The sequence below is a fragment of the Pseudomonas sp. AU11447 genome, assembly GCF_001672555.2.
GTDB classification, from domain to species: Bacteria; Pseudomonadota; Gammaproteobacteria; order Pseudomonadales; family Pseudomonadaceae; genus Pseudomonas; species Pseudomonas nitroreducens.
The window spans coordinates 88,073-107,066 of sequence record NZ_LZDG02000048.1; the positions used below are offsets into that span (position 1 = coordinate 88,073).

Annotated in this window: 19 protein-coding genes; 11 read left to right on the top strand and 8 right to left on the bottom strand. The window is 66.6% G+C overall.

Annotation, left to right across the window (positions count from 1 at the left end):
* Position 1: 1 nt before the first annotated feature.
* On the top strand, positions 2 to 925 hold the full coding sequence (locus A6723_RS18065) for a response regulator (RefSeq protein WP_054909710.1): 924 nt from the start codon (positions 2 to 4) through the stop codon (positions 923 to 925).
* A gap of 100 nt (positions 926 to 1,025) precedes the next feature.
* Entirely contained in the window at positions 1,026 to 1,724 is a 699-nt protein-coding gene (gene pyrF / locus A6723_RS18070) for an orotidine-5'-phosphate decarboxylase (protein ID WP_024764511.1), read from the top strand.
* A gap of 156 nt (positions 1,725 to 1,880) precedes the next feature.
* Here the strand turns inward: pyrF and A6723_RS18075 are convergent, their stop codons facing one another.
* On the bottom strand, positions 1,881 to 2,330 hold the full coding sequence (locus A6723_RS18075; protein ID WP_054909709.1) for a multidrug/biocide efflux PACE transporter: 450 nt from the start codon (positions 2,328 to 2,330) through the stop codon (positions 1,881 to 1,883).
* A 122-nt stretch (positions 2,331 to 2,452) separates the two neighbouring features.
* Between A6723_RS18075 and A6723_RS18080 the strand changes: the two genes are divergently transcribed.
* The 6 genes from A6723_RS18080 to A6723_RS18105 all read left to right on the top strand — a co-directional run bounded on the left by A6723_RS18080 (position 2,453) and on the right by A6723_RS18105 (position 9,059).
* Positions 2,453 to 3,313, top strand: a complete 861-nt coding sequence (locus A6723_RS18080) for a LysR family transcriptional regulator (RefSeq protein ID WP_054909708.1) — start codon at positions 2,453 to 2,455, stop codon at positions 3,311 to 3,313.
* A gap of 99 nt (positions 3,314 to 3,412) precedes the next feature.
* Positions 3,413 to 4,330, top strand: a complete 918-nt coding sequence (locus tag A6723_RS18085; RefSeq protein WP_054909707.1) for a MoxR family ATPase — start codon at positions 3,413 to 3,415, stop codon at positions 4,328 to 4,330.
* A gap of 10 nt (positions 4,331 to 4,340) precedes the next feature.
* Entirely contained in the window at positions 4,341 to 5,294 is a 954-nt protein-coding gene (locus A6723_RS18090) for a DUF58 domain-containing protein (RefSeq protein ID WP_054909706.1), read from the top strand.
* Entirely contained in the window at positions 5,291 to 7,306 is a 2,016-nt protein-coding gene (locus A6723_RS18095) for a DUF3488 and transglutaminase-like domain-containing protein (RefSeq protein WP_054909705.1), read from the top strand. Before A6723_RS18090 ends, A6723_RS18095 begins: the two co-directional genes overlap by 4 nt.
* Positions 7,307 to 7,375: 69 nt before the next feature.
* Entirely contained in the window at positions 7,376 to 8,146 is a 771-nt protein-coding gene (locus A6723_RS18100) for a CHAD domain-containing protein (protein ID WP_054909704.1), read from the top strand.
* 112 nt (positions 8,147 to 8,258) lie between these two features.
* Positions 8,259 to 9,059, top strand: coding sequence for an acyl-CoA thioesterase II (locus A6723_RS18105; RefSeq protein WP_054909703.1), 801 nt, complete (start codon positions 8,259 to 8,261; stop codon positions 9,057 to 9,059).
* An 11-nt stretch (positions 9,060 to 9,070) separates the two neighbouring features.
* Here A6723_RS18105 and A6723_RS18110 read toward each other — a convergent pair whose 3' ends face one another.
* From A6723_RS18110 to A6723_RS18130, 5 genes are all read right to left on the bottom strand, one after another.
* Positions 9,071 to 10,648 carry a diguanylate cyclase gene (locus A6723_RS18110; RefSeq protein ID WP_054909732.1) on the bottom strand — a complete coding sequence of 526 codons (1,578 nt, stop codon included), beginning with the start codon at positions 10,646 to 10,648 and terminating at the stop codon, positions 9,071 to 9,073.
* Positions 10,648 to 11,052 (bottom strand): molybdopterin-dependent oxidoreductase, encoded by a 405-nt coding sequence (locus A6723_RS18115; RefSeq protein ID WP_054909731.1) that lies wholly within the window; start codon positions 11,050 to 11,052, stop codon positions 10,648 to 10,650. Before A6723_RS18115 ends, A6723_RS18110 begins: the two co-directional genes overlap by 1 nt.
* A gap of 189 nt (positions 11,053 to 11,241) precedes the next feature.
* Positions 11,242 to 11,601, bottom strand: coding sequence for an Mpo1-like protein (locus A6723_RS18120; protein WP_054909702.1), 360 nt, complete (start codon positions 11,599 to 11,601; stop codon positions 11,242 to 11,244).
* A gap of 115 nt (positions 11,602 to 11,716) precedes the next feature.
* Positions 11,717 to 13,195: a methyl-accepting chemotaxis protein gene (locus tag A6723_RS18125; protein ID WP_054909701.1), complete on the bottom strand. Its 1,479-nt coding sequence runs from the start codon at positions 13,193 to 13,195 to the stop codon at positions 11,717 to 11,719.
* A 137-nt stretch (positions 13,196 to 13,332) separates the two neighbouring features.
* Positions 13,333 to 14,133 carry a TatD family hydrolase gene (locus A6723_RS18130; RefSeq protein WP_054909700.1) on the bottom strand — a complete coding sequence of 267 codons (801 nt, stop codon included), beginning with the start codon at positions 14,131 to 14,133 and terminating at the stop codon, positions 13,333 to 13,335.
* A 224-nt stretch (positions 14,134 to 14,357) separates the two neighbouring features.
* Here A6723_RS18130 and A6723_RS18135 point away from each other — a divergent pair, with 224 nt between their 5' ends.
* Positions 14,358 to 15,782 carry a transglycosylase SLT domain-containing protein gene (locus A6723_RS18135; RefSeq protein WP_054909699.1) on the top strand — a complete coding sequence of 475 codons (1,425 nt, stop codon included), beginning with the start codon at positions 14,358 to 14,360 and terminating at the stop codon, positions 15,780 to 15,782.
* Between the two features lie 142 nt (positions 15,783 to 15,924).
* A complete protein-coding gene (locus A6723_RS18140; RefSeq protein WP_017517576.1) occupies positions 15,925 to 16,359 on the top strand; it encodes a DoxX family protein in 435 nt (144 codons plus the stop codon).
* Positions 16,360 to 16,426: 67 nt separating this feature from the next.
* Here the strand turns inward: A6723_RS18140 and A6723_RS18145 are convergent, their stop codons facing one another.
* Positions 16,427 to 17,455, bottom strand: coding sequence for a YeiH family protein (locus tag A6723_RS18145; RefSeq protein ID WP_054909698.1), 1,029 nt, complete (start codon positions 17,453 to 17,455; stop codon positions 16,427 to 16,429).
* 75 nt (positions 17,456 to 17,530) lie between these two features.
* On the opposite strand from A6723_RS18145, the gene A6723_RS18150 reads away from it, so the two are divergent.
* The gene (locus tag A6723_RS18150) at positions 17,531 to 18,448 is read left to right on the top strand and encodes a LysR family transcriptional regulator (protein ID WP_256234203.1); all 918 of its coding nucleotides are present in this window, start codon (positions 17,531 to 17,533) and stop codon (positions 18,446 to 18,448) included.
* On the opposite strand, the gene thpR is transcribed toward A6723_RS18150, so the two are convergent.
* A complete protein-coding gene (gene thpR / locus A6723_RS18155; RefSeq protein WP_054909697.1) occupies positions 18,434 to 18,952 on the bottom strand; it encodes an RNA 2',3'-cyclic phosphodiesterase in 519 nt (172 codons plus the stop codon). The genes A6723_RS18150 and thpR overlap by 15 nt on opposite strands.
* Between the last annotated feature and the right edge of the window lie 42 nt (positions 18,953 to 18,994).

Sequence of the window (18,994 nt, forward strand, 5' to 3'; positions counted from 1 at the left end):
CATGAGTCAGCAGCCTGTCCGCATCCTCTTCGTCGACGACGAGGAACGCATCCTGCGCAGCCTTGCGATGCAGTTCCGCCGTCACTACGACGTGCTGGTGGAAACCGATCCGCACAAGGCCCTGCAGCGCCTGCGCGAAGAGCACATCGATATTCTCGTCAGCGACCAGCGCATGCCGCAGATGACCGGCGCCGAGTTGCTCGCCCAGGCCCAGGAAATCGCCCCGGACACCCTGCGCATCCTGCTCACCGGCTACTCGGACCTCGACGCCGCGGTGGATGCGCTAAACAGTGGCGGCATCTTCCGCTACCTGACCAAGCCCTGGGACCCGCAGGAAATGGCCTTCACCCTGCGCCAGGCGGCCGAAATCGCCCAGCGCCAGGCGCCGGCCGAGCCCATCGATACCAAGGCGATCAGCCGCGTCGTTGCGCCGCTCAACGTGCTGCTGCTGGACGAGGATGCCGAGACCCTGGCCTGTGTCGGCGAGTTCTGCAGCGCTGGTACCCATCAGCTGCACCGCGCGCGTAACCTCGCCGAGGCCATCGTGCGACTGAACAGCGAACCCATCGATATCCTGGTCAGCGACCTCAAGCTGGCCGGCGAAGACACCGCGCCACTGCTCAAGTCCCTGGCCCAGGCTCATCCGCGCCTGCTGAGCATCGTCGTCACGCCGTTCCGCGACACCCAGGACCTGCTGGCGCTGATCAACCAGGCGCAGATCTTCCGCTACCTGCCCAAGCCGATCCGCCGCGGCCTGTTCGAGAAGGGCCTGAAGGCCGCCGCCGAGCAGGCGCTGCTCTGGCGCGCCCAGCCGGAGCAGAAGGTCGCGCGCATCGCCGAGGTGCCGCGCGAGGATCGTGAGCGGGAAAAAGTGGGCAGCCTGCTGGGCATGCTCGGCCGCCTGCGCGAGCGGCTGAGTGCCTGATCGCCGTCGGCGACGGAGCATTCCTGCCGGGCGGGCTACGGAAGTCGGCGCGTTTCTGCGACAATGCGCGCCGATTTTTTCGATACCCGCGAGAGAGCCCATGTCCGCCTGCCAGACCCCGATCATCGTCGCCCTGGATTTCCCCACCCGCGAAGCCGCGCTGGCGCTGGCTGACCAGCTCGATCCGAAGCTGTGCCGGGTGAAGGTGGGCAAGGAACTGTTCACCAGTTGTGCCGCCGGTATCGTCGAGACTCTGAACAGCCGCGGCTTCGAAGTCTTCCTCGACCTGAAGTTCCACGACATCCCCAACACCACCGCGATGGCCGTGCGCGCCGCCGCCGAGATGGGCGTGTGGATGGTCAACGTGCACTGCTCCGGCGGCCTGCGCATGATGAGTGCCTGCCGCGAGACCCTGGACGCTTTCAATGGCCCGTCGCCGCTGCTGATCGGCGTGACCGTGCTGACCAGCATGGAGCGCGAGGACCTCGCCGGCATCGGCCTCGACGTCGAGCCCCAGGAGCAGGTACTGCGCCTGGCTGCGCTGGCGCAGAAGGCCGGCATGGACGGCCTGGTCTGCTCCGCCCAGGAAGCGCCGGCGCTGAAAGCTGCGCATCCGGCACTGCAATTGGTCACCCCCGGCATCCGCCCGGCCGGCAGCGCCCAGGACGACCAGCGCCGCATCCTCACCCCGCGCCAGGCGCTGGACAATGGCTCCGACTACCTGGTGATCGGCCGCCCGATCAGCCAGGCTGCCGACCCGGCCAAGGCACTCGCCGAGATCGCTGCCAGCCTGGCCTGACGCCTTTCTCCAGGCATGAAAAAGCCCGCATCGCTGCGGGCTTTCTTGTTTTTGCTTTTTGTAGGAGCCAGGGGCGCGCCCAGTCCTTGCTCGCGAACAAATCTACCGGCAGCACATGAGCTGGGCGGTTCGCGAGCAAGCTCGCTCCTACAGGGCTCAGCCGTGGACTTGAGCGGTTGACGTCGTCCGGCCGAACCAGCGCTCGCGCAGCACGTCGTACACCCAGTTGAACACTAGTGCGTAGGGCAGGAAGAACAGCACCAGGCCGATGTCGAGGATGAAGGCCTCCAGCAGGCTCACCGACAGCCACCAGGCGGCCAGCGGCACCAGCAGGACGATCAGGCCCAGCTCGAACAGCGAGGCGTGCAGCACGCGCACCGACAGGGTGCGGCTGAAGCCTATGCGGTTCTGCGCGCGGTCGAAGGCGGCGTTGAAGAGCATGTTCCACACGGTGGCGATGGCCGAGAACATCAGGGTCATGGCGCCCATGTGGCCCAGGGGTTTGTCCATCAGCCAGGCCAGGGTCGGCGCGCAGATGACGACCGCCAGCAGTTCGAAAAGTCCGGCGTGGAACATCCGTTCCTTTAGGGTTTTAGTCGGGCTCATGGGGTTTCTCCAGATAAGGCAGTGGCAGGCCGACTCCGTCGGTCTGGCGCCATTATCATCGGTCGACCGGCTGGATATAAGTTGGATACCATCGGCTTAACCGATGGTAGAGGTGTCGCTCGATGCAATATTCCCCCGAATCCCTGCAGGCCTTCGCCGAGGCCGCATGCCAGGGCTCGTTCAGCGCCGCCGCGCGCAAGCTGGGCAAGAGCCAGTCGACCGTCAGCGAGGCCATCGCGCGACTGGAAATCGATCTCGGGCTGACCCTGTTCGACCGCAGCAGCCGCCAGCCGCAATTGACTGAAGCCGGCCACGCGCTGCTCGGGCGGGTGGAGGAAGTGCTGATGGCCAACGATCGCCTCGGCCAGCTCGCCCATCAGCTCGTTGGGGGACTGGAGTCGCGGGTGACCCTGGCGATGTCGGACACCTATCAGTCCGCCGAATTCGAGGCACGGCTGGCGGAGATCGATGCGCGCTACCCGGACCTGGAGTTCGAGTGGCTGATCGCCGAGGACAGCGATGTGCTCGATCTGGTTGTTCAGGGGCGCGCCAGCCTGGGGTTGCTTGCCGCTCAAAAGGATTACGCGCCGGATATCAGCTCGGCGACCTTGAGCGAACAGGCGGAGTTCGGCCTGTTCGTCAGCCGCGACCACCCGCTGGCTGGCCGCGAACAGGTGGAGCGCGAAGACCTGCTGGCCTACCGCGCGTTGCGCCTGAATACCTACCTGGACGACGCCGCGCCGATGCTGGGCGGGCGCTGCTGGAGCGCACCGAACTACCTGCTGCTGCTGGACATGGCGGTGCTGGGCTTTGGCTGGATCGAATTACCCAGCTGGATGGTAGGACGCTTCGCCGGCGGGCGTATGCAGGAGCTGAAGGTCGCCGGCTGGCCGCGCCGGGTGGCGGTGGACGTGATCTGGTCGCGACAGCGTCGCCTGGGGCCAGCCGCGAGTTGGCTGGCGGAGCGTCTGCTGGGCCGTTGAGGCGCTCTGCATCACAGTTTCCGGACTAAATGTGTCGGGGCCTTTGATGCCCGGCGCGACACCAGTAGGATCGGAGTTTTCCTAGATTGTGAGGTCAGGATGCGCGCCAAGCTGGAGAATTGTCTGAAGGCAGTTGACGAAGTCCTGCTCGGCAAGGAGGTTCAGGTAAGGCTGGCGCTGACCTGCCTGCTGGCGCGCGGTCACCTTCTCATCGAAGACTTGCCCGGCATGGGCAAGACCACGCTCAGCCATGCCCTGGCGCGTGTGCTGGGCCTGGGGTTCCAGCGTATCCAGTTCACTTCCGACCTGTTGCCCGGCGACGTGCTGGGCACTTCGGTGTTCGACAAGGACAGCGGGCAGTTCGTCTTCCATCCCGGGCCGATCTTCTCCGAGCTGGTGCTGGCCGACGAGATCAACCGCGCCACCCCCAAGAGCCAGAGCGCGCTGCTCGAGGCGATGGAGGAAGGGCAGGTGACCATCGAGGGCGCAACCCGACCGCTGCCCGAACCCTTCTTCGTCATCGCCACGCAGAACCCGGTGACCCAGGGCGGCACCTTTGCGCTGCCCGAATCGCAGCTCGATCGTTTCCTCATGCGCCTGTCCCTGGGTTACCCCGGCCGCGCCGCCGAGAAGGCGTTGTTGCTGGGCGAAGCTCGCCGCGACCTGCTGCCGCGCCTGGAGCCGATGCTCAACCCGCAGGAACTGCAGGCGCTGCAGGGTGAGGTACTGGCGGTGCGCGCCAGCGATGCGCTGGTGCACTACGTGCTGCGCCTGGTGGAAGCCACGCGCACCCAGCCGGCTTTTGCCCTGGGCCTGTCACCGCGGGGCAGCCTGGCGCTGCTGGCAGCGGCCCGTGCCTGGGCGTTGCTGGCCGGGCGCGACTACGTCATCCCGGAGGACGTACAGGCCGTGCTGCCCTCGGTGGCCGGTCACCGCCTGCGCGACCAGGCCGACCCGGCCGGGCATGGCGGCGGTGCGTTGGTGCAATGGTTGTTGCGCGAAGTCCCGGCTCTCTGAGGGGCACGCCATGCTCGTCAAGGTCAGGCCGCTGTGGCAAAGCTGGATAGCCCGGCGCATACCGCCGTCACCTTCGCTGCAACTCAACCAGCGCCGCATCTTCATCATCCCCACCCGGCAGGGCCTGGCGTTCGGCGTTGCGCTGTTGCTGATGCTGCTGACCGCGATCAACTACCAGAACAGCCTGGCCTATGGCCTGACCTTCCTGCTGCTGTCGCTGTTCATCGTCGCCATCCTCCATACCTACCGCAACCTGGGCGGCCTGCGTCTGTCGGCGCTCGGCGCGCAGCCAGTGTTCGTCGGCGAGCAGGCAGCTTTCCGGGTGCGCCTGGAAGGCGAAGGGCGCAACCGGCAGGCCATCGGCCTGGGGTGGGAAGCCGAGCGCATGCAGTTCGCCGATGTTACGGCGGACCATGCCGAAGAGTTGCTGCTGAGCGTGCCAGCCGAGCGTCGTGGCTGGTTGCGCCCTGGTCGCCTGCGGGTGGAGAGTCGCTTCCCGCTGGGCTTGCTGGTTGCCTGGAGCTGGGTTGACCTGGACCAGTCGGTGCTGGTCTACCCGCATCCGCAGCCCGGCGACCTGCCACTGGAAAGCGGGGCGGCGGAGAACGATGAGGAAGGCGTGCGGCCCAGCGGGCGCGGCGTCGATGATTACCAGGGCCTGCGGCCCTACCAGCCGGGCGATTCGCGCCGGCGCTTGCACTGGAAGGCCTACTCCCGTGGCCAGGGCCTGCTGGTGAAGGATTTCTCCGCACTGGCCGGGCGCAATGTCTGGCTGGAGTTCGACAGCCTGGGCGGCGACACCGAGGGGCGCCTGTCGCGCCTGTGCTTCTGGGTCCTGCAGCTCACGCTGCGCCAGCAGCCCTTCGGCCTGCGCCTGCCGGATGCGCAACTGGCGGTCGGCCTGGATGACGCCCATCGCGATGCCTGCCTGCGCGCACTGGCGTTGTACGGGACGAAGCGATGAGCAGTGCGACCGCGACTTCCTCCCAGCCCATTCCACGGGTGGCCCTGACCTGGCTGCTGGTGGCCCAGGCGGTGGTGATCATTCCGCACCTGGAACACCTGCCGCTGTGGATCGTCGCCCTCTGGCTGGGTTGCGCGGCCTGGCGCATCCAGGTGTTCCGCATGCGCGCCAACTACCCCAGTGGCATCGCCAAGCTGGCGCTGGTGGCGTTGGCCGGGGTGGGCGTGTGGTTTTCCCGCGGCTCGCTACTCGGCCTGGATGCCGGCGTGGTGCTGCTGATCTCGGCCTTCGTGGTCAAGCTGGTGGAGCTCAAGACTCGCCGCGATGCCTGGGTACTGATCCTGCTGGGGTTCTTCGCGGTCACCACCAGTTACCTGTTCCAGGACGACATCCTCGCCGCCGCCTTCAGCGTGCTGCCGGTGCTGGCGCTGCTGGCGGCGGCCATCGGCCTGCAGCAGAGCGGCTTCGCCGCGCGCCCGATGCCGACCTTGCGCCTGGCCGGCGGTCTGCTGCTGCAAGCCTTGCCGCTGATGCTGCTGCTATTCCTGCTGTTTCCGCGCATGGGGCCGCTGTGGTCACTGCCAATGCCGGGCGACAAATCCATGACCGGGCTGAGCGACAGCATGGCGCCCGGCGACATGGTGGAACTGAGCCAGTCTCCTGCGCTGGCCTTTCGGGTGAGCTTCGACGGCAGCCCGCCGCCGCGCTCGCAGCTGTACTGGCGCGCCCTGACCCTGGAGCGCTTCGACGGCATGCGCTGGAGCGCGGTGTTCCAGCGTGGCGATCGTGAGCCGCAGTGGCAGCGGCAGGGGCAGCCCTTGCAGTACCAGGTGATCATGGAGCCCAACGGTCGGCCCTGGCTGTTCGCGCTGGATGTGGCGCAGACCAGCCTGGGCGATGCGCGGATGATGAGCGACTTCCACCTGGAGCGGCGCCTGCCGGTCCGCCAGGGGCTGCTCTACCGCGCCACCTCCTGGCCGGACGCTGTGCTGGAGCCGGACGACTCCGCCCGCGCACAACGGATCAACCTCGCCTTGCCGCAGGGTGGCAATCCCCAGGCCCGTGCCTGGGCGCGGCAACTGCGCGAACGCTACCCACAGCCGGCCGAGCTGGTGCAGGCGATGCTCCGGCACTTCCGCGAACAGCCTTTCCGCTACACGCTCCGTCCGCCGGATGTTGGCGCAGAGCGCATCGACGGCTTCCTGTTCGACACCCGGGCCGGCTTCTGCGAGCACTATGCCGGTGCCATGACCTTCGTCCTGCGCGCGGCGGGGATTCCGGCCCGTGTGGTCACCGGCTACCAGGGGGGCGAGGCCAGCGCATCGGGCGGTTACCTGGCGATCCGCCAGTTCGATGCCCATGCCTGGGTGGAGTATTGGCAGCAGGGCCGCGGATGGACGCGCGTTGATCCCACGGGCGCCGTATCGCCCGAGCGGATCGAGCAAGGACTGGAGGCGTCCATGAGCCAGGAAGGCAGCTTCCTCGAGGCCGATCCGTTTTCGCCCCTGCGCTACCGGAACTTCGCGTTGCTCAACGAACTGCGCATGGCCTGGGACGACGTCAACTATGGCTGGCAGCGCTGGGTGCTGGGTTACCAGGCCGAACAACAGGGCGACATGCTGAAGAACTGGTTCGGCGGGCTGGACCGGCAGTGGATCGGCGCCCTGCTGGTGGGCGGCGGCGCGCTGTTGCTGGCTTTGCTTGCGCTGGTGCTGTTCAAGCCCTGGCGGCGTTCCACTGATCTGCAGTTGCAGAGCTTCCAGCGTTTCGAAAGGATGCTCGCGCCCCTGGGGGTGCATCGCGAGCCGGGGGAGGGCGCGCGGGATTTCTGCCGGCGCGCGAGCAAAGTCCTCCCGGCCCATGCCCAGGCGATCCGCAGTTACCTGGAAGCCTTCGAAGCGCAGCGCTATGGCGGAGCTGCCACGGCACCTACCGAATTGCGCGCGCACCTGGCGCGCCTGCGTCGCGAACTGCCCTGGCGCTTGTGGTCGGCGCGCAGAAACGGAACGTGACATCGCGGCCCTTGCCGCTGTGCTGGTGGGGGCTAACCTGATATTTCACCCTCTGGCGTGGAGCCTGCCGTGACCTCCTTCTGCGATTACCTGGTAAGCCATCTGATCGAGCAGGAGGTTGCGCTGTTCTCTGCGTCCTCCCGCCTGAAGGCCGAGTCCGATCCCGAAGCGCTGCATGACCTGCGCATCGCCGTGCGCCGGCTGCGCAGCCTGTTGCACCCGGTGCGGGGCATGCCGGGTATCGACGAACTGGAGCAGGCGTTGGGCGATATGGGCCGGCTCAGCGGCCCGTTGCGCGATCTCGAAGTGCTGCTGCCGGTGCTTGAGGCTGAAGGCTACGAGCGCGCGGCTGCGCTGCGGCGCCCGGCGCTGATCTCCGGCTACGCCACGCTGCTTGCCAGTCCGCAGTGGGAGCGCCTGATGATGCGTCTGGATGGCTGGCCGCAGTTGTGGCGCACCTCCGAGCGCCACGGCGTGCTCAAGGGGCTGCACGGCAAGGTGGAGAAGCGCCTGGCGAGGGAGTGGCAGAAGCTTCGCGAGGCCCTGAAGGACCCGACCCACGACCGCCATCGCCTGCGCCTGCTGATCAAGCGGGTGCGCTATTCGCTGGAGGCCTATCCGAAGGAGTCCGCCGTGCCGCAGCGCCTGCTGGCGCCGCTGAAGGACGCGCAGTCGGCGCTGGGCGACTGGCATGACTACGAGCAGTGGCTGATCCGCAGCGAGCGCGAGTTGGACCTGATGCCCTTGCAGCCGCACTGGAACGCCCGCCACGACCTCGCCGAGCGCCTCGCCGACGAGAGTCTGGAGGCCCTGCAGAAAGCGTTGCATAGGGCTCATTGATGGCAGGGCATTTCCTGCAAGGGACAAGGCTTTGGATGGTTTGCCGGGGCTGCCGGTGCCCCTAAGATCGCAACCAGCTGCCATTTTCCAGAAGCCTCAGGGAAGTCCGATCATGTCCTTCAGCGAAATGCTCCGGGCGGTGCGTGCCGCACCGCTGTCCATTGTCATCCCCGCCACTTGGGCGCAGGGCCGCGCGAGTTTCGGCGGCCTGGTGGCGGCGCTGGCCTACGAGGCCATGGCGGCGGTGGCCGAGGCCGGACGACCGGTGCGTTCGCTGGCGATCACTTTTGTCGGTCCCATCGAGGTGGAAGTGCCGGTGAGCTTCGAGGCCGAAGTGCTGCGGGAGGGCAAGTCGGTCAGCCAGGTATTCTGCCGCGCGGTGCAGAACGGGCAGGTGGTGCTGCTGGCGCAAGGCAGCTTCGGTGTGGGGCGTGAATCCACTGTGCAGATGGAGGGCTTGCCGCCGCCGGTGTTCAAGGCCATCGAGGACTGCCAGGAGCTGCCGTACATTCGCAAGTTGATGCCGGCCTTCACCCAGAATATCGCCATGCGCTGGGCGGTCGGGCATATGCCGTTCTCGGCCAGTCGCGAGCGCGAGATGGGTGGCTGGATGCGCTTCCGTGGCGACGACGTGGGCGAGGAGCCGATGGAGATCAGCCACCTGCTGGCGCTGATCGACGCCTGGCCGCCGGCCAACCTGCCGCACCTGAAATCGCCAGCACCTTCCAGCTCGCTGACCTGGACCGTGGAGTTCGTCCAGCCGCTGCCCTCGATGCCCGCGAATGGCTGGTGCCAGTACCTGGCGACCATCGAGCATGCCCGTGACGGTTACGGGCACATCGCCGCCCAGACCTGGTCGGCCGATGGCCAGCTCCTGGCGATCGGCCGGCAGACGGTGACCATCTTCGGCTAGGGCTGCCCCCGCTAAATGCCGGGTGCGGTTTCCGTGCGGTTGCGGCCGCCGGCCTTGGCCCGGTAGAGCGCCCGGTCGGCGCGGGCGAGCAGGTCTTCCAGGCGCAGTTCGCCTTCGCGTCGCGCCGCCACGCCGATACTCAGGGTGAGGCGCACGCGGCTGCCGTCTTCGCTGGTGAAGGACAGCGCCTGCACGCTGTTGCGCACCCGCTCGGCGACTTGCAGCGCCTGTGGCAAGTCGGTTTCGGGAAGGATCGCGGCGAACTCCTCGCCACCCAGGCGGCCAAGCAGGTCCACTTCGCGCAGTCCCTGCGTCAGCTCCTTCGCCACGGCTTGAAGCACGGCATCGCCGAAGGCGTGGCCGTGGGTATCGTTGATCGGCTTGAAGAAGTCGATGTCGAGCATCAGCGCCGAGCACTGGCGGTCGTAGCGCTGTGCGCTCTTGAGCAGGGCGACGCCACGTTTGACGAAGGCATGGCGGTTCTGCAGGCCGGTCAGCGGATCGGTGGTGGCCAGCAGGCGCAGTTCCTGCTCCATGGTCTTGCGCTGGTTGATGTCGAAGCTCCACACCAGCGAGGCCGGTCGGCCGTCTATTTCCATCTTCCGTGCCCAGACGATGGCCCAGTAGGCGGGGTTGCCCGCCAGGCGGGTTTCCCAACTGTCGAGTTGGCCGTTGTCAGCCAGGGACTGGCGGAAGCGGGCTTCCTCGTCGGGATCGTCGAACAGCCGATGCAGGGTGAAGGGCTCGTGCGGGCGGATGCCGGTGCGCTGCAACAAGCGCGGGCTGACGTAATGGGCGCGGGAGTCTTCGTCGCTGAGCAGTGCTACGTCGCTGGGGCTGGTGTCGAGGATGTAGCGCAGCAGCGACTTGCGCTCGCTCAATTCCTGGGTGCGCTGTTCGACGCGTTGCTCCAGCGACTGGTTGAGGTCGTGCAGGCGCTGGGTGAGCAGGAGCTTGCGCCGCGAGTTGGCGATCACCCGCAAGGCCAGCAGCACACTGCACAAGCCGAGGCCGAAAAGCACCCAGGCCAGCAGGTTGAAGGCGCGCTGCAGATCCAGGCGCTCGGCGTCCATGTAATTGGTCAGGGCGATATTGGTGACTACTACCAGTTCGTGCGTGGGTTCGAGCAGGGGCGGCAGCTCGCGCAGCATCTCGCCGGCCAGCAGCTTCGCGGCCTGCGGTTTACCCCAGGGCGCGCGCTTGAGCCAGGCGTCACTCAGGCGCTGGATATTTTCCAGGGTCGCCTGCACTTCCGGGCGAGGCACCATCAGGTAGCCATAGACCGGTGTAGTGCGCAGCGGCGGCAGGAGGCTGGCGAGCACTTCGACGCGCGTTGCCAAGGCATCGCTGTCGCTCTCTCCGGCGAGTACCTGCCGGGCGCTGTTCAACGAGCGCTCCAGCTCGGCCCGCAGCTGGTAGGCCTGCCACAGCTCGCTGTGGGCGGCGGGATGGGCCAACTGGCGGACATGCTGGTGCACCATCAGCAGTGCAGCGCCGGCGCCGGCGGTCAGCGCCGCGATCAGGCCGCTGAGGATGATGACGGTCAGGCGGCGATAGCGCCGCCTGGGAAGTTGCGGGGGCACGGCGATCACTCCAGGGTAATGCGGCTTACCTGCCAGACGGTGCGGTTGAAATAGACCTGGGTCCGCAACTCCGGGTGATCGAGCATCGGGTAGATGACGAACAGCGGGCCGCGCTCGGCGATACCGATGGATTGGCCGTCGCGGCGGTAGGCGAGGATCGGGTCGAAGGTGTCCAGGTCGCTCAGTGGAATCAGCGCGGAGTAGTCGTTGAGTGCCTCGACCCGCAGGCGCTGGGCGTCGCCTCGCTCGAAGCCGGCGAGCAGGGTGCTCAGGCGCACGCCTTGCCAGTCATGTACCTGGGTTTCGTCCGGGAGCATCGAGCGACGCTCGCTCTGCGGCAGCGCTTCAAGCTCGCGCAGGCTGTAGTGGCGCTGGAGTTGCGGCTGGCCCTTCACTGCAATGGTCAGCACGGTGCGCTCGGCCGCCGGTTGCGGGGCTGAGTGCACGGTCGTGACAATAAACAGGCAGGTAAAAATGCCAATAAAATGGCGAAAAGCCGACATCTCAACAGCTCGTGACGAAATCTCGACGATTATATCGGCGAACCTGCCTGGTACTTGAATGGCCGGAATGCCGCGCCCTGCTGTTTTATGGTCGGCTCAGTGCCGGCGATTGCGCCAGGCGCGCCACCAGGCGCCGCTCAAAACAAAGCGCGGGAAGGTGACGAACTGCTCGACCAGCAGACGGCTGACGGCGTCCTTGCGGTCCGTAAAGGGTTCGGGCGCCTGCTCTTCAAGCTTGTGCCCGCGGCCCTGGATGGCCAGCGAGGCGACCATGCCGATCACGCCCAGCAGGATCGCCGACAGGCTCAGGCCGAACAGCCCGCTGAGCAGGGTCAGGGCGCCGAGGATGAACAGCGGCACGGCGATGATGTGCAGCGCCAGGTTGGTCGGGTTGCGGTGGTTGGCGGCGTAGCCCTGCCACTGCCAGGCGAGGAGGTTGGGATGACGTTTGCCCATGTGGGTGCTCCCGAGACTGAAAAGCCCGCCTGGACGCAGGCGGGCGGAATATCAGCAGTCTAGGTGCTGCCCCGAAGCCCGCGCCAATGGGCGCAGGCTATGCGGGCGATAGGGATTACAGGCGCAACTGGCGGATGGCGCGGCTGAGCTCGCCGGCGAGGTCCGCCAACTGGTGGCTGGTGCCGGCCGAGTCCACGGTCTGCTGCACGGTGTGCTCGGTAACGTCGCGGATGCCGACGACCGAGCGGGTCATTTCCTCGGCGACCTGGCTCTGCTGCTCGGCGGCCACGGCGATCTGGGTATTGCTTTCGCGCATCAGCGCCACTGCCGAAGCGATCGCCGCCAGGGCTTCGCCGGCTTCACGGGCTTCCTCGACGCAGCCATCGGCCTTGATCGAGCTTTCCTGCATGAATTCCACGGCGTCGCGGGTGCCGGACTGCAGCGCATTGATCATCTGGGTGATCTCGTCGGTGGAGTCCTGCACGCGCTTGGCGAGGTTGCGCACTTCGTCGGCCACCACGGCGAAACCGCGACCCATCTCGCCGGCGCGGGCGGCCTCGATGGCGGCATTGAGAGCCAGCAGGTTGGTCTGTTCGGCGATACCGTGGATCACGCTGACCACGCTGCTGATCTTGTGACTGTCCTGGGCCAGCTGCTGGATCATCTCGGCGGTCTGCTGCACGCCCTGGGACAACCCGGCGATGGACTGGCCAACACGGCCGACGACTTGCTGGCCATTGCCGGCGAGGCGATCGGCCTCCTGCGACTGGTCACGGGTATCGGCGGCGTGCTGGGCGATGTGGTGGACGGTGGTGGACATCTCGTTGATGGCGGTGGCGGCCTGGTCGGTCTCGCTCTGCTGGCCGAGCATGCCCTGGCGCACCTGGCCCATGCTGTTGGCAAGGCTGCGCGCGCCTTCGTCGAGGCGCCCGGCGGCCTGGGCAACCGTGCCGACCACGCGCTGGTAGCCGGCCTGCATGGCGTTGAAGGCAGTGGCCATCTGGCCGACTTCGTCGCGGCTTTCCAGCGGCACGCGGGCGGACAGGTCGCCGCTCTTTTCCACGTGCAGCATCACGTCGCGCAGGGTCAGCAGGTGCGTGAGGATGAAGCGGATCAGCAATTGCGAGGCGGCCAGCAGGGCCAGCATCAGCACCAGTACGGCGCCGGCGAAGGGCAGGGCGCGGTCCTCGAAGACGCTCCAGAAGTCGGCGCCGGGGGCGAGCACGGCGACGCGCTGGCCGTTGCCGATGTCCTGCACGTAGGCGCCGGCCAGCGCGCCGTTGCGGTTCTGCGCACCCTGCAGGTCTACCCAGCCGCTGGCGCGGGCGAGGGCCGAGCCGTCAACACCAGCGATCTGCGGTGCGCTGCCGCTGGCGAAGCTGACGAGGTTCGGCGAAGTCGGCAGCGCCGAGCCCGCCGGCCAGCCCTTGAGCATCTGGGCCTGGGCTTCGGCACCCTGGCGTGCCTGCTGGTTGCGCCCATCGAGCTCCTGGTGCATGGCGAACAGCACCAGCAGCAGGGTGGTGACGAAGGCGACCGCGTTGACGGCCCAGAATTTGTACTTGAGGGAAATATCGCGGATCCAGGCGGCCATAGATGTCTTCTTGTCGGTCGAATAGTGGCAGGGCGCCATTATTGTCGTGAAAAGGGATGAAGGTGGCCATTGATGGGAATCAAGCCACCTTCCGCTCCCGACTTATCGGCCGAGGAAGGGCATTCTTGAGAGCCGGTTCAAATTTCCGGGAGGTCAAAGAAGCGCCGCGCACACTCGGTGGTATGGGCAGCGACGCGCTCTGCGCTCTCGCCACGGTGCTGGGCCACGCAGGTCAGCACTTCGGGCAGGTAGGCCGGCTGGTTCCGGCCGTTCTTGGGCTTGGGCCGCAGCGTGCGCGGCAACAGATAAGGTGCGTCGCTTTCCAGCATCAGCCGGCCTTCGGGAATTTCCCGCACCAGCTCCTGCAGATGGGTGCCACGGCGCTCGTCGCAGATCCAGCCGGTGATGCCGATGTGCAGGTCGAGGTCGAGGTAGGAATAAAGTGTGCGGCGCTCGCCGGTGAAGCAATGCACCACGGCCGCAGGGAGCCGGTCGCGGAAGTCCTTGAGGATCGCCAGCAGGCGCTCTCCGGCATCGCGCTCGTGGATGAACACCGGCAGTTGCAGTTCCACGGCGAGGCCCAGTTGTTCTTCGAAAGCCTTTTCCTGCTGCGGGCGCGGCGAAAAGTCGCGGTTGAAGTCCAGGCCGCATTCGCCCACGGCCTTTACCCGGTCCTCCGCCAGCAGGCCGCGCAGCGCCCTGGCGCTGCCGCTGTCCCAGTGGCTGGCTTCATGGGGATGGACACCGGCCGTGCAGTAAAGACGCTGTTCTTCGTCCAGTTGCCGGCACAGTTCCAGGGCCTGTTCGCTGTCGGACAGGCTGGTCCCGGTGAGCACCATCTGGGCGACGCCGGCCTCGATCGCGCGAGCAAGGACCGCTTCACGTTCCGGCTCGAAGCTTGGATGGGTGAGGTTGACGCCGATGTCGATCAGTTGCATTTTTGTTCCCTTTGTCTGGATGCGGAGCATAGCAAAACGCTCTTTTCAGACGAAAATTCTTAAAAAACAACAGGTTGCGGATTGTTCCGAAGATATATCGGAAGTTTCGGGTTGGTAATGAGCCCCTCCTGTGAGAATCTTGCGCGCCCTTGGCGGTCGGGAACCCCCGACCGAAACCGCACTCTAATCGGCCCGCCGCCGAGTGCGAGCCCCTGGAGAGCTGGATGACCCGACTGTTGTTGCTACTGCTGTGCCTCGTGGCCCTGACGCCACTGCCGGCGGCCGCGCGCCTGACGGCCCAGCCGGAAAACTGGGAGCAGGAAAACACCGACGCCCGCGACCTTGCCACGATCCGCTCCGGCGGCACCCTGCGGGTTCTGGTCAACCAGAGCCGCAACAGCTCCGGTGAGATCAAGGGCGAACCCATTGGCATCGAATACCGTCGCCTGCGCGCCTTCGAGCAATACCTCAACGACAGTGCCCCAGGGCGCAAGCCGCTCACCATCAAGTTCATTCCCAAGGCCAAGGATCAATTGCTCGGCGCGCTGCAGCGCGGTGAAGGCGATCTGGTCGCGCCCGGGGAAGTCCTGCTGGCCCGCGATGGCCAGAACGTCAGCCCCAGCCTGCCGTGGAAGGCCGACGTGCCGCTGGTGCTGGTGACCAAGCAGGGCAACCGCAAGTTCGTGCGCCTGGAGCAGCTGGCCGGCCGCACCATCACCCTGCCAGCCGGTAGCGCCGCTGGTGAGGCCGTGCGCAAGGTCAACGAGCGCCTGGTGCAGAAGCGCATGGCGCCTCTGGTGCTGGAGTGGACCGATTCCTCCCTGGCGGTGGAAGACGTGCTGGAGATGGTCCAGGCCGGCATCTTCAATTACACCGTGGTCGAGCAGCCCATCGCCGAACGCTGGAGCAAGGTCTTCACCAAGCTGCGCGTCGATCGTCATCTGGTGCTGGACAACAGCGAGCCGATGGCCTGGTACGTACGTCGTGACGCGCCAATGCTGCGCGCCAGCGTCAACCGCTTCCTCAAGGACTATCGCGCCCCGGCGGACCAGGACGCAGCCTTCCAGCGCCTGTACCGCCGCGCCTACCAGGTGCGCAACCCGCTGCTCGTTCCCGACCGCAAGCGCCTGGAAGCCGTGCGCCCGACCCTGCAACGCTATGGAGAGCAGAGCAAGGTCGACTGGCTGGCCCTGGCCGCCGTGGGCTTCAAGGAGTCCAACCTGAATGCCGGCGCGCGCGGCGCCGGCGGCGCCACCGGGCTGATGCAGATCACCCCGGCGGCGGCCCGCGCCGTGGGCGTGGATACCGTGCACCAGAAGGAGAACAACGTGCAGGCAGCCAGCCGTTACATGGCCATGCTGCGCAAGCGCTTCTTCTCCAGCTCGCGCATCAATGAACGGGACCGCATGGCCTTCGTTCTGGCTGCCTACAATGCCGGTCCCGAGCGGGTGCAAAGCCTGCGTGCGGAGGCCAAGCGCCAGGGCCTGAACCCCAACCAGTGGTTCTTCCAGGTCGAGCGCGTGGCGGCCGAGCAGTTGGGCATGGGCGTGGTGAACTACGTCAGTAGCGTCAACAAGTACTATCTTGCATATCAGCGGGAACGTGATGGCCTCGAGCCACGTGAGAGCGTGGCGGCAATCAAGAAGTAATCAGTTTGTTCGATAGTTATCAGCGCGATTTTGCGCTTTTGATATCGTAAAAACTGGTTATATTGGTCGCCAAGCAACCACGGTTGTCACCTACTTCCTACGCAACCCTTCGCTCCCACTAGAGCTCGCATAAGGACGCACCATGAACTCGCTGATCAAATCCATTCTGACCACCAACGCTGGCGCCGGCATCGCTGTCCTGCGCATCACCACCGGCCTGACCTTCATGGCTCACGGCTCGCAGAAGCTCTTCGGCGCCTTCGGTGGCCCGGGTCTGCAAGGCATGGCGGGCTGGCTGGAATCCCTCGGCGTCACTCCTGGCTACCTGATGGCTGCCCTGGCCGGCAGCGCCGAATTCTTCGGCGGCCTGGCCCTGGTGCTTGGCCTGCTGGTGCGCCTGGCCAGCATCCCGCTGATCGTCGCCATGCTGGTCGCGGTGTTCAGCGTGCACCTCGCCAACGGCTTCTTCATCACCGCCAACGGCTTCGAATACGCCTTCACCCTGATCATGATCAGCGTCGCGTTGCTGATCAGCGGCGCCGGCCCGTTCTCGCTGGACCGCAAGCTGTCCAGCTGATCGCCGACGCGATAACGAAAAAGGGCGGGCACCCAAGGTGCCCGCCCTTTTTGTTTGCCTGCGTGAATCAGTGGAACAGGTACTGTACGCCGCCGTTGATCAGGCCGCCGCCCACCAGCAGGAAGGCGAACAGCCCGGCGCCCAGCAGCAGCGGCTTGGGGCCTTCCTTGCGCAGGTCGCCCAGGCGGGTGGCCAGGCCCAGGGCGGCCATCGCCATGCCGAGCATCACGTCATCCAGTTGCTGCAGCGGCGCCAGCCAGCTTTCCGGCACCCAGCCCAGCGAGCGCAGGCCGGTCACCAGCAGGAAGAACACGGCGAAACCGGGAACGTGCAGTTTGCGGCGCGCGCCCGGCTCGGCGGCTTCGGTGCAACCGACACGGCCGAGGATCAGCAGGGCCGGGGCCAGCAGCAGGACCCGCAACATCTTGCTGATCAGCGCGGCGTCCGCGGCGGCCGGGTCCATGGCGCGGCCGGCGGCAACCACCTGGGCGACCTCATGGATGGTCGAGCCGGTGAATACGCCGAAGGCCTGCTCGCTGCCGAACAGATTGGGCAGTGCGGCGTAGATCAGCGGATGCAGCAGCATCGCCAGGGTGCCGAAGAGCACCACGGTAGCTACCGCGACGGCGGTGTGCTCGGCACGCGCCTTGAGTACCGGGCTGCTCGCCATGACCGCCGCGGCTCCACAGATGGCGCTGCCGGCGCCGATCAGCAGGGCGCTTTCGCGCGGCAGCTTGAGCCAGCGTTCGCCGATCCACCAGGCGACGGTCAGGGTGCTGGCGACCATCAGCACGTCGATGATCAATGCTGCCGGGCCGAGGGCGGCGATGTCCTGGAAGGTCAGGCGCAGGCCGTAGAGCACAACGCCCAGGCGCAGCAGTTGCTGGCGAGAGAGGTCGATGCCGGGGCGAATGCTGCCGAAGCGCGCGAGCCCCAAATTGCCGGCCAGCAGGCCGATGAGGATTGCCAGGGTCAGGCTGCCGAGCCCCAGGTGCTGCAGTGCGGGAATTTCCATGAGCTGGCGCGAGCCGAAGGCGATGGCCAGGCAGAGCAGGGCGCCGGGGACGAAGTAGGGCAGGCGGCGGAGGGCGTTCATTGCAGGCTCCTTGTGTAAGGTGAAGCCATGGTGCCGCGGTGCCGCTTAGTGTAAAAACGGATTGTTCTTATTGGGATGACCGGTTTTATCGATATGGGCCCGCGCATCACCCTTCGCCAGTTGGCGACCTTCACCGCGATTGCCGAACTGGGCAATGTCACCCAGGCCGCGGCACGCATCGCGCTTTCGCAGTCCGCCGCCAGCCAGGCGCTGCAGGAGCTGGAGCGTGCACTCGGCACGCGCCTGTTCGACCGCAGTGGCAAGCGTCTGGCGCTGAACGACAATGGCCGCGCCTTTTATCCCAAGGCCAGTGCGCTGTTGGCGCAGAGTGCCGAGCTGGAGAGCCTGTTCGAATCAGCGCCGGTGCAACTGAGCCTTGGTGCCAGCCGCAGCATTGGTGGCTACCTGCTGCCGCAGGTGATGGCCGGCTTTCTCGGCGAATTGCCCGAGAGCCGCCTGGAGTTGCAGGTCGCCAACAGCGGCGGGGTGATCGAGGCGCTGGCCGAGTTCCGCCTGGACGTGGCCTTCATCGAAGCGCCGATCCAGCATCCGCAGATCCAGCTGACGCCCTGGATGGCGGACGAGCTGCTACTGGTCGTGGCGCCGGATCATCCCCTGGCGGCGGCCGAGAGCGTCACCTTGCAGGATCTGGCGGCGGCGCGCTGGGTACTGCGGGAATCCGGGTCGGGCACGCGGGTGACTTTCGAGCAGCAGGTACTGCCGCGCCTGGGCAGCGTCAATGCGCCCCTGGAGGTGAGCAACGCCGAGGCGATCAAGCAGCTGGTTGCGAGCGGTTTCGGCATCGGTTGCCTGTCGCAGCGTGTCGTACAGGCGGAGCTCGCGCGCGGTGAGCTGGTGCAGTTGGATAATCCGCTGGGGCCGCTGCGGCGCACCTTTTTCCGTGCGCTGCACATCGACAAGTACCCCACGGCTGGCCTGCGACGTTTCCTCGATTACGCCCAGGACTGGGCGGCTCGATCAGACGCTATCTAGCGGCCACTCGCCGATGGCGCGGTAGCGCACGCCGGCAGGGCTGTTCTCCGAGCTGAACAGCGTAACGGCCTGGGCCGGCAGCAGAAACGACGCCGTGGCCGCCGGTGTCTGGTGGGCGTGGCGCGCGAGGGTGATGTGTGGATGGAAGGGGCGGTGCTCGACTTCGAATCCGCCTGTTCGCAACTCTTCGCGCAATGCATGCACCAGCTCATGCAGGGCGGCCGGCGCGCTGCTCGGCGCCAGGTGCAGGATGCCATTGCTCCAGCGCGCGATATGGTCCAGCTCCAGGTTGAAGCCCCGGCGCGGCAGGCGTTCGCCGATGGCGCGCAATTCCGCCTTGCGGCCGCGCGGGACGGAGCCGAGAAAAGCCAGGGTCAGGTGCAGGTTGGCCTGGGCAACGGGCTGGCCGTCCAGGTGCAGGCCATTGCGCCAGGCGCAGATTTGCGCTGCCAGCGGCGCCGGGCAGGGCAGGGCGAAGAACAGCCGCAGGGGGGGTGTAGTCATCGACTGAAGTCTCCTTGACAGCTTTGCCGGGGCTTCTCTAGG

What these genes read in the sequence shown, in the direction of transcription:
- A6723_RS18130 (WP_054909700.1), bottom strand. Translation starts at nt 14,133, where the DNA reads ATGCAACTGATCGACATCGGCGTCAACCTCACCCATCCAAGCTTCGAG.
- A6723_RS18065 (WP_054909710.1), top strand. Translation starts at nt 2, where the DNA reads ATGAGTCAGCAGCCTGTCCGCATCCTCTTCGTCGACGACGAGGAACGC.
- A6723_RS18125 (WP_054909701.1), bottom strand. Translation starts at nt 13,195, where the DNA reads ATGGCCGCCTGGATCCGCGATATTTCCCTCAAGTACAAATTCTGGGCC.
- A6723_RS18085 (WP_054909707.1), top strand. Translation starts at nt 3,413, where the DNA reads ATGCGCGCCAAGCTGGAGAATTGTCTGAAGGCAGTTGACGAAGTCCTG.
- A6723_RS18075 (WP_054909709.1), bottom strand. Translation starts at nt 2,330, where the DNA reads ATGAGCCCGACTAAAACCCTAAAGGAACGGATGTTCCACGCCGGACTT.
- A6723_RS18090 (WP_054909706.1), top strand. Translation starts at nt 4,341, where the DNA reads ATGCTCGTCAAGGTCAGGCCGCTGTGGCAAAGCTGGATAGCCCGGCGC.
- A6723_RS18095 (WP_054909705.1), top strand. Translation starts at nt 5,291, where the DNA reads ATGAGCAGTGCGACCGCGACTTCCTCCCAGCCCATTCCACGGGTGGCC.
- A6723_RS18105 (WP_054909703.1), top strand. Translation starts at nt 8,259, where the DNA reads ATGTCCTTCAGCGAAATGCTCCGGGCGGTGCGTGCCGCACCGCTGTCC.
- pyrF (WP_024764511.1), top strand. Translation starts at nt 1,026, where the DNA reads ATGTCCGCCTGCCAGACCCCGATCATCGTCGCCCTGGATTTCCCCACC.
- A6723_RS18120 (WP_054909702.1), bottom strand. Translation starts at nt 11,601, where the DNA reads ATGGGCAAACGTCATCCCAACCTCCTCGCCTGGCAGTGGCAGGGCTAC.
- A6723_RS18150 (WP_256234203.1), top strand. Translation starts at nt 17,531, where the DNA reads ATGACCGGTTTTATCGATATGGGCCCGCGCATCACCCTTCGCCAGTTG.
- A6723_RS18140 (WP_017517576.1), top strand. Translation starts at nt 15,925, where the DNA reads ATGAACTCGCTGATCAAATCCATTCTGACCACCAACGCTGGCGCCGGC.
- A6723_RS18135 (WP_054909699.1), top strand. Translation starts at nt 14,358, where the DNA reads ATGACCCGACTGTTGTTGCTACTGCTGTGCCTCGTGGCCCTGACGCCA.
- A6723_RS18080 (WP_054909708.1), top strand. Translation starts at nt 2,453, where the DNA reads ATGCAATATTCCCCCGAATCCCTGCAGGCCTTCGCCGAGGCCGCATGC.
- A6723_RS18145 (WP_054909698.1), bottom strand. Translation starts at nt 17,455, where the DNA reads ATGAACGCCCTCCGCCGCCTGCCCTACTTCGTCCCCGGCGCCCTGCTC.
- thpR (WP_054909697.1), bottom strand. Translation starts at nt 18,952, where the DNA reads ATGACTACACCCCCCCTGCGGCTGTTCTTCGCCCTGCCCTGCCCGGCG.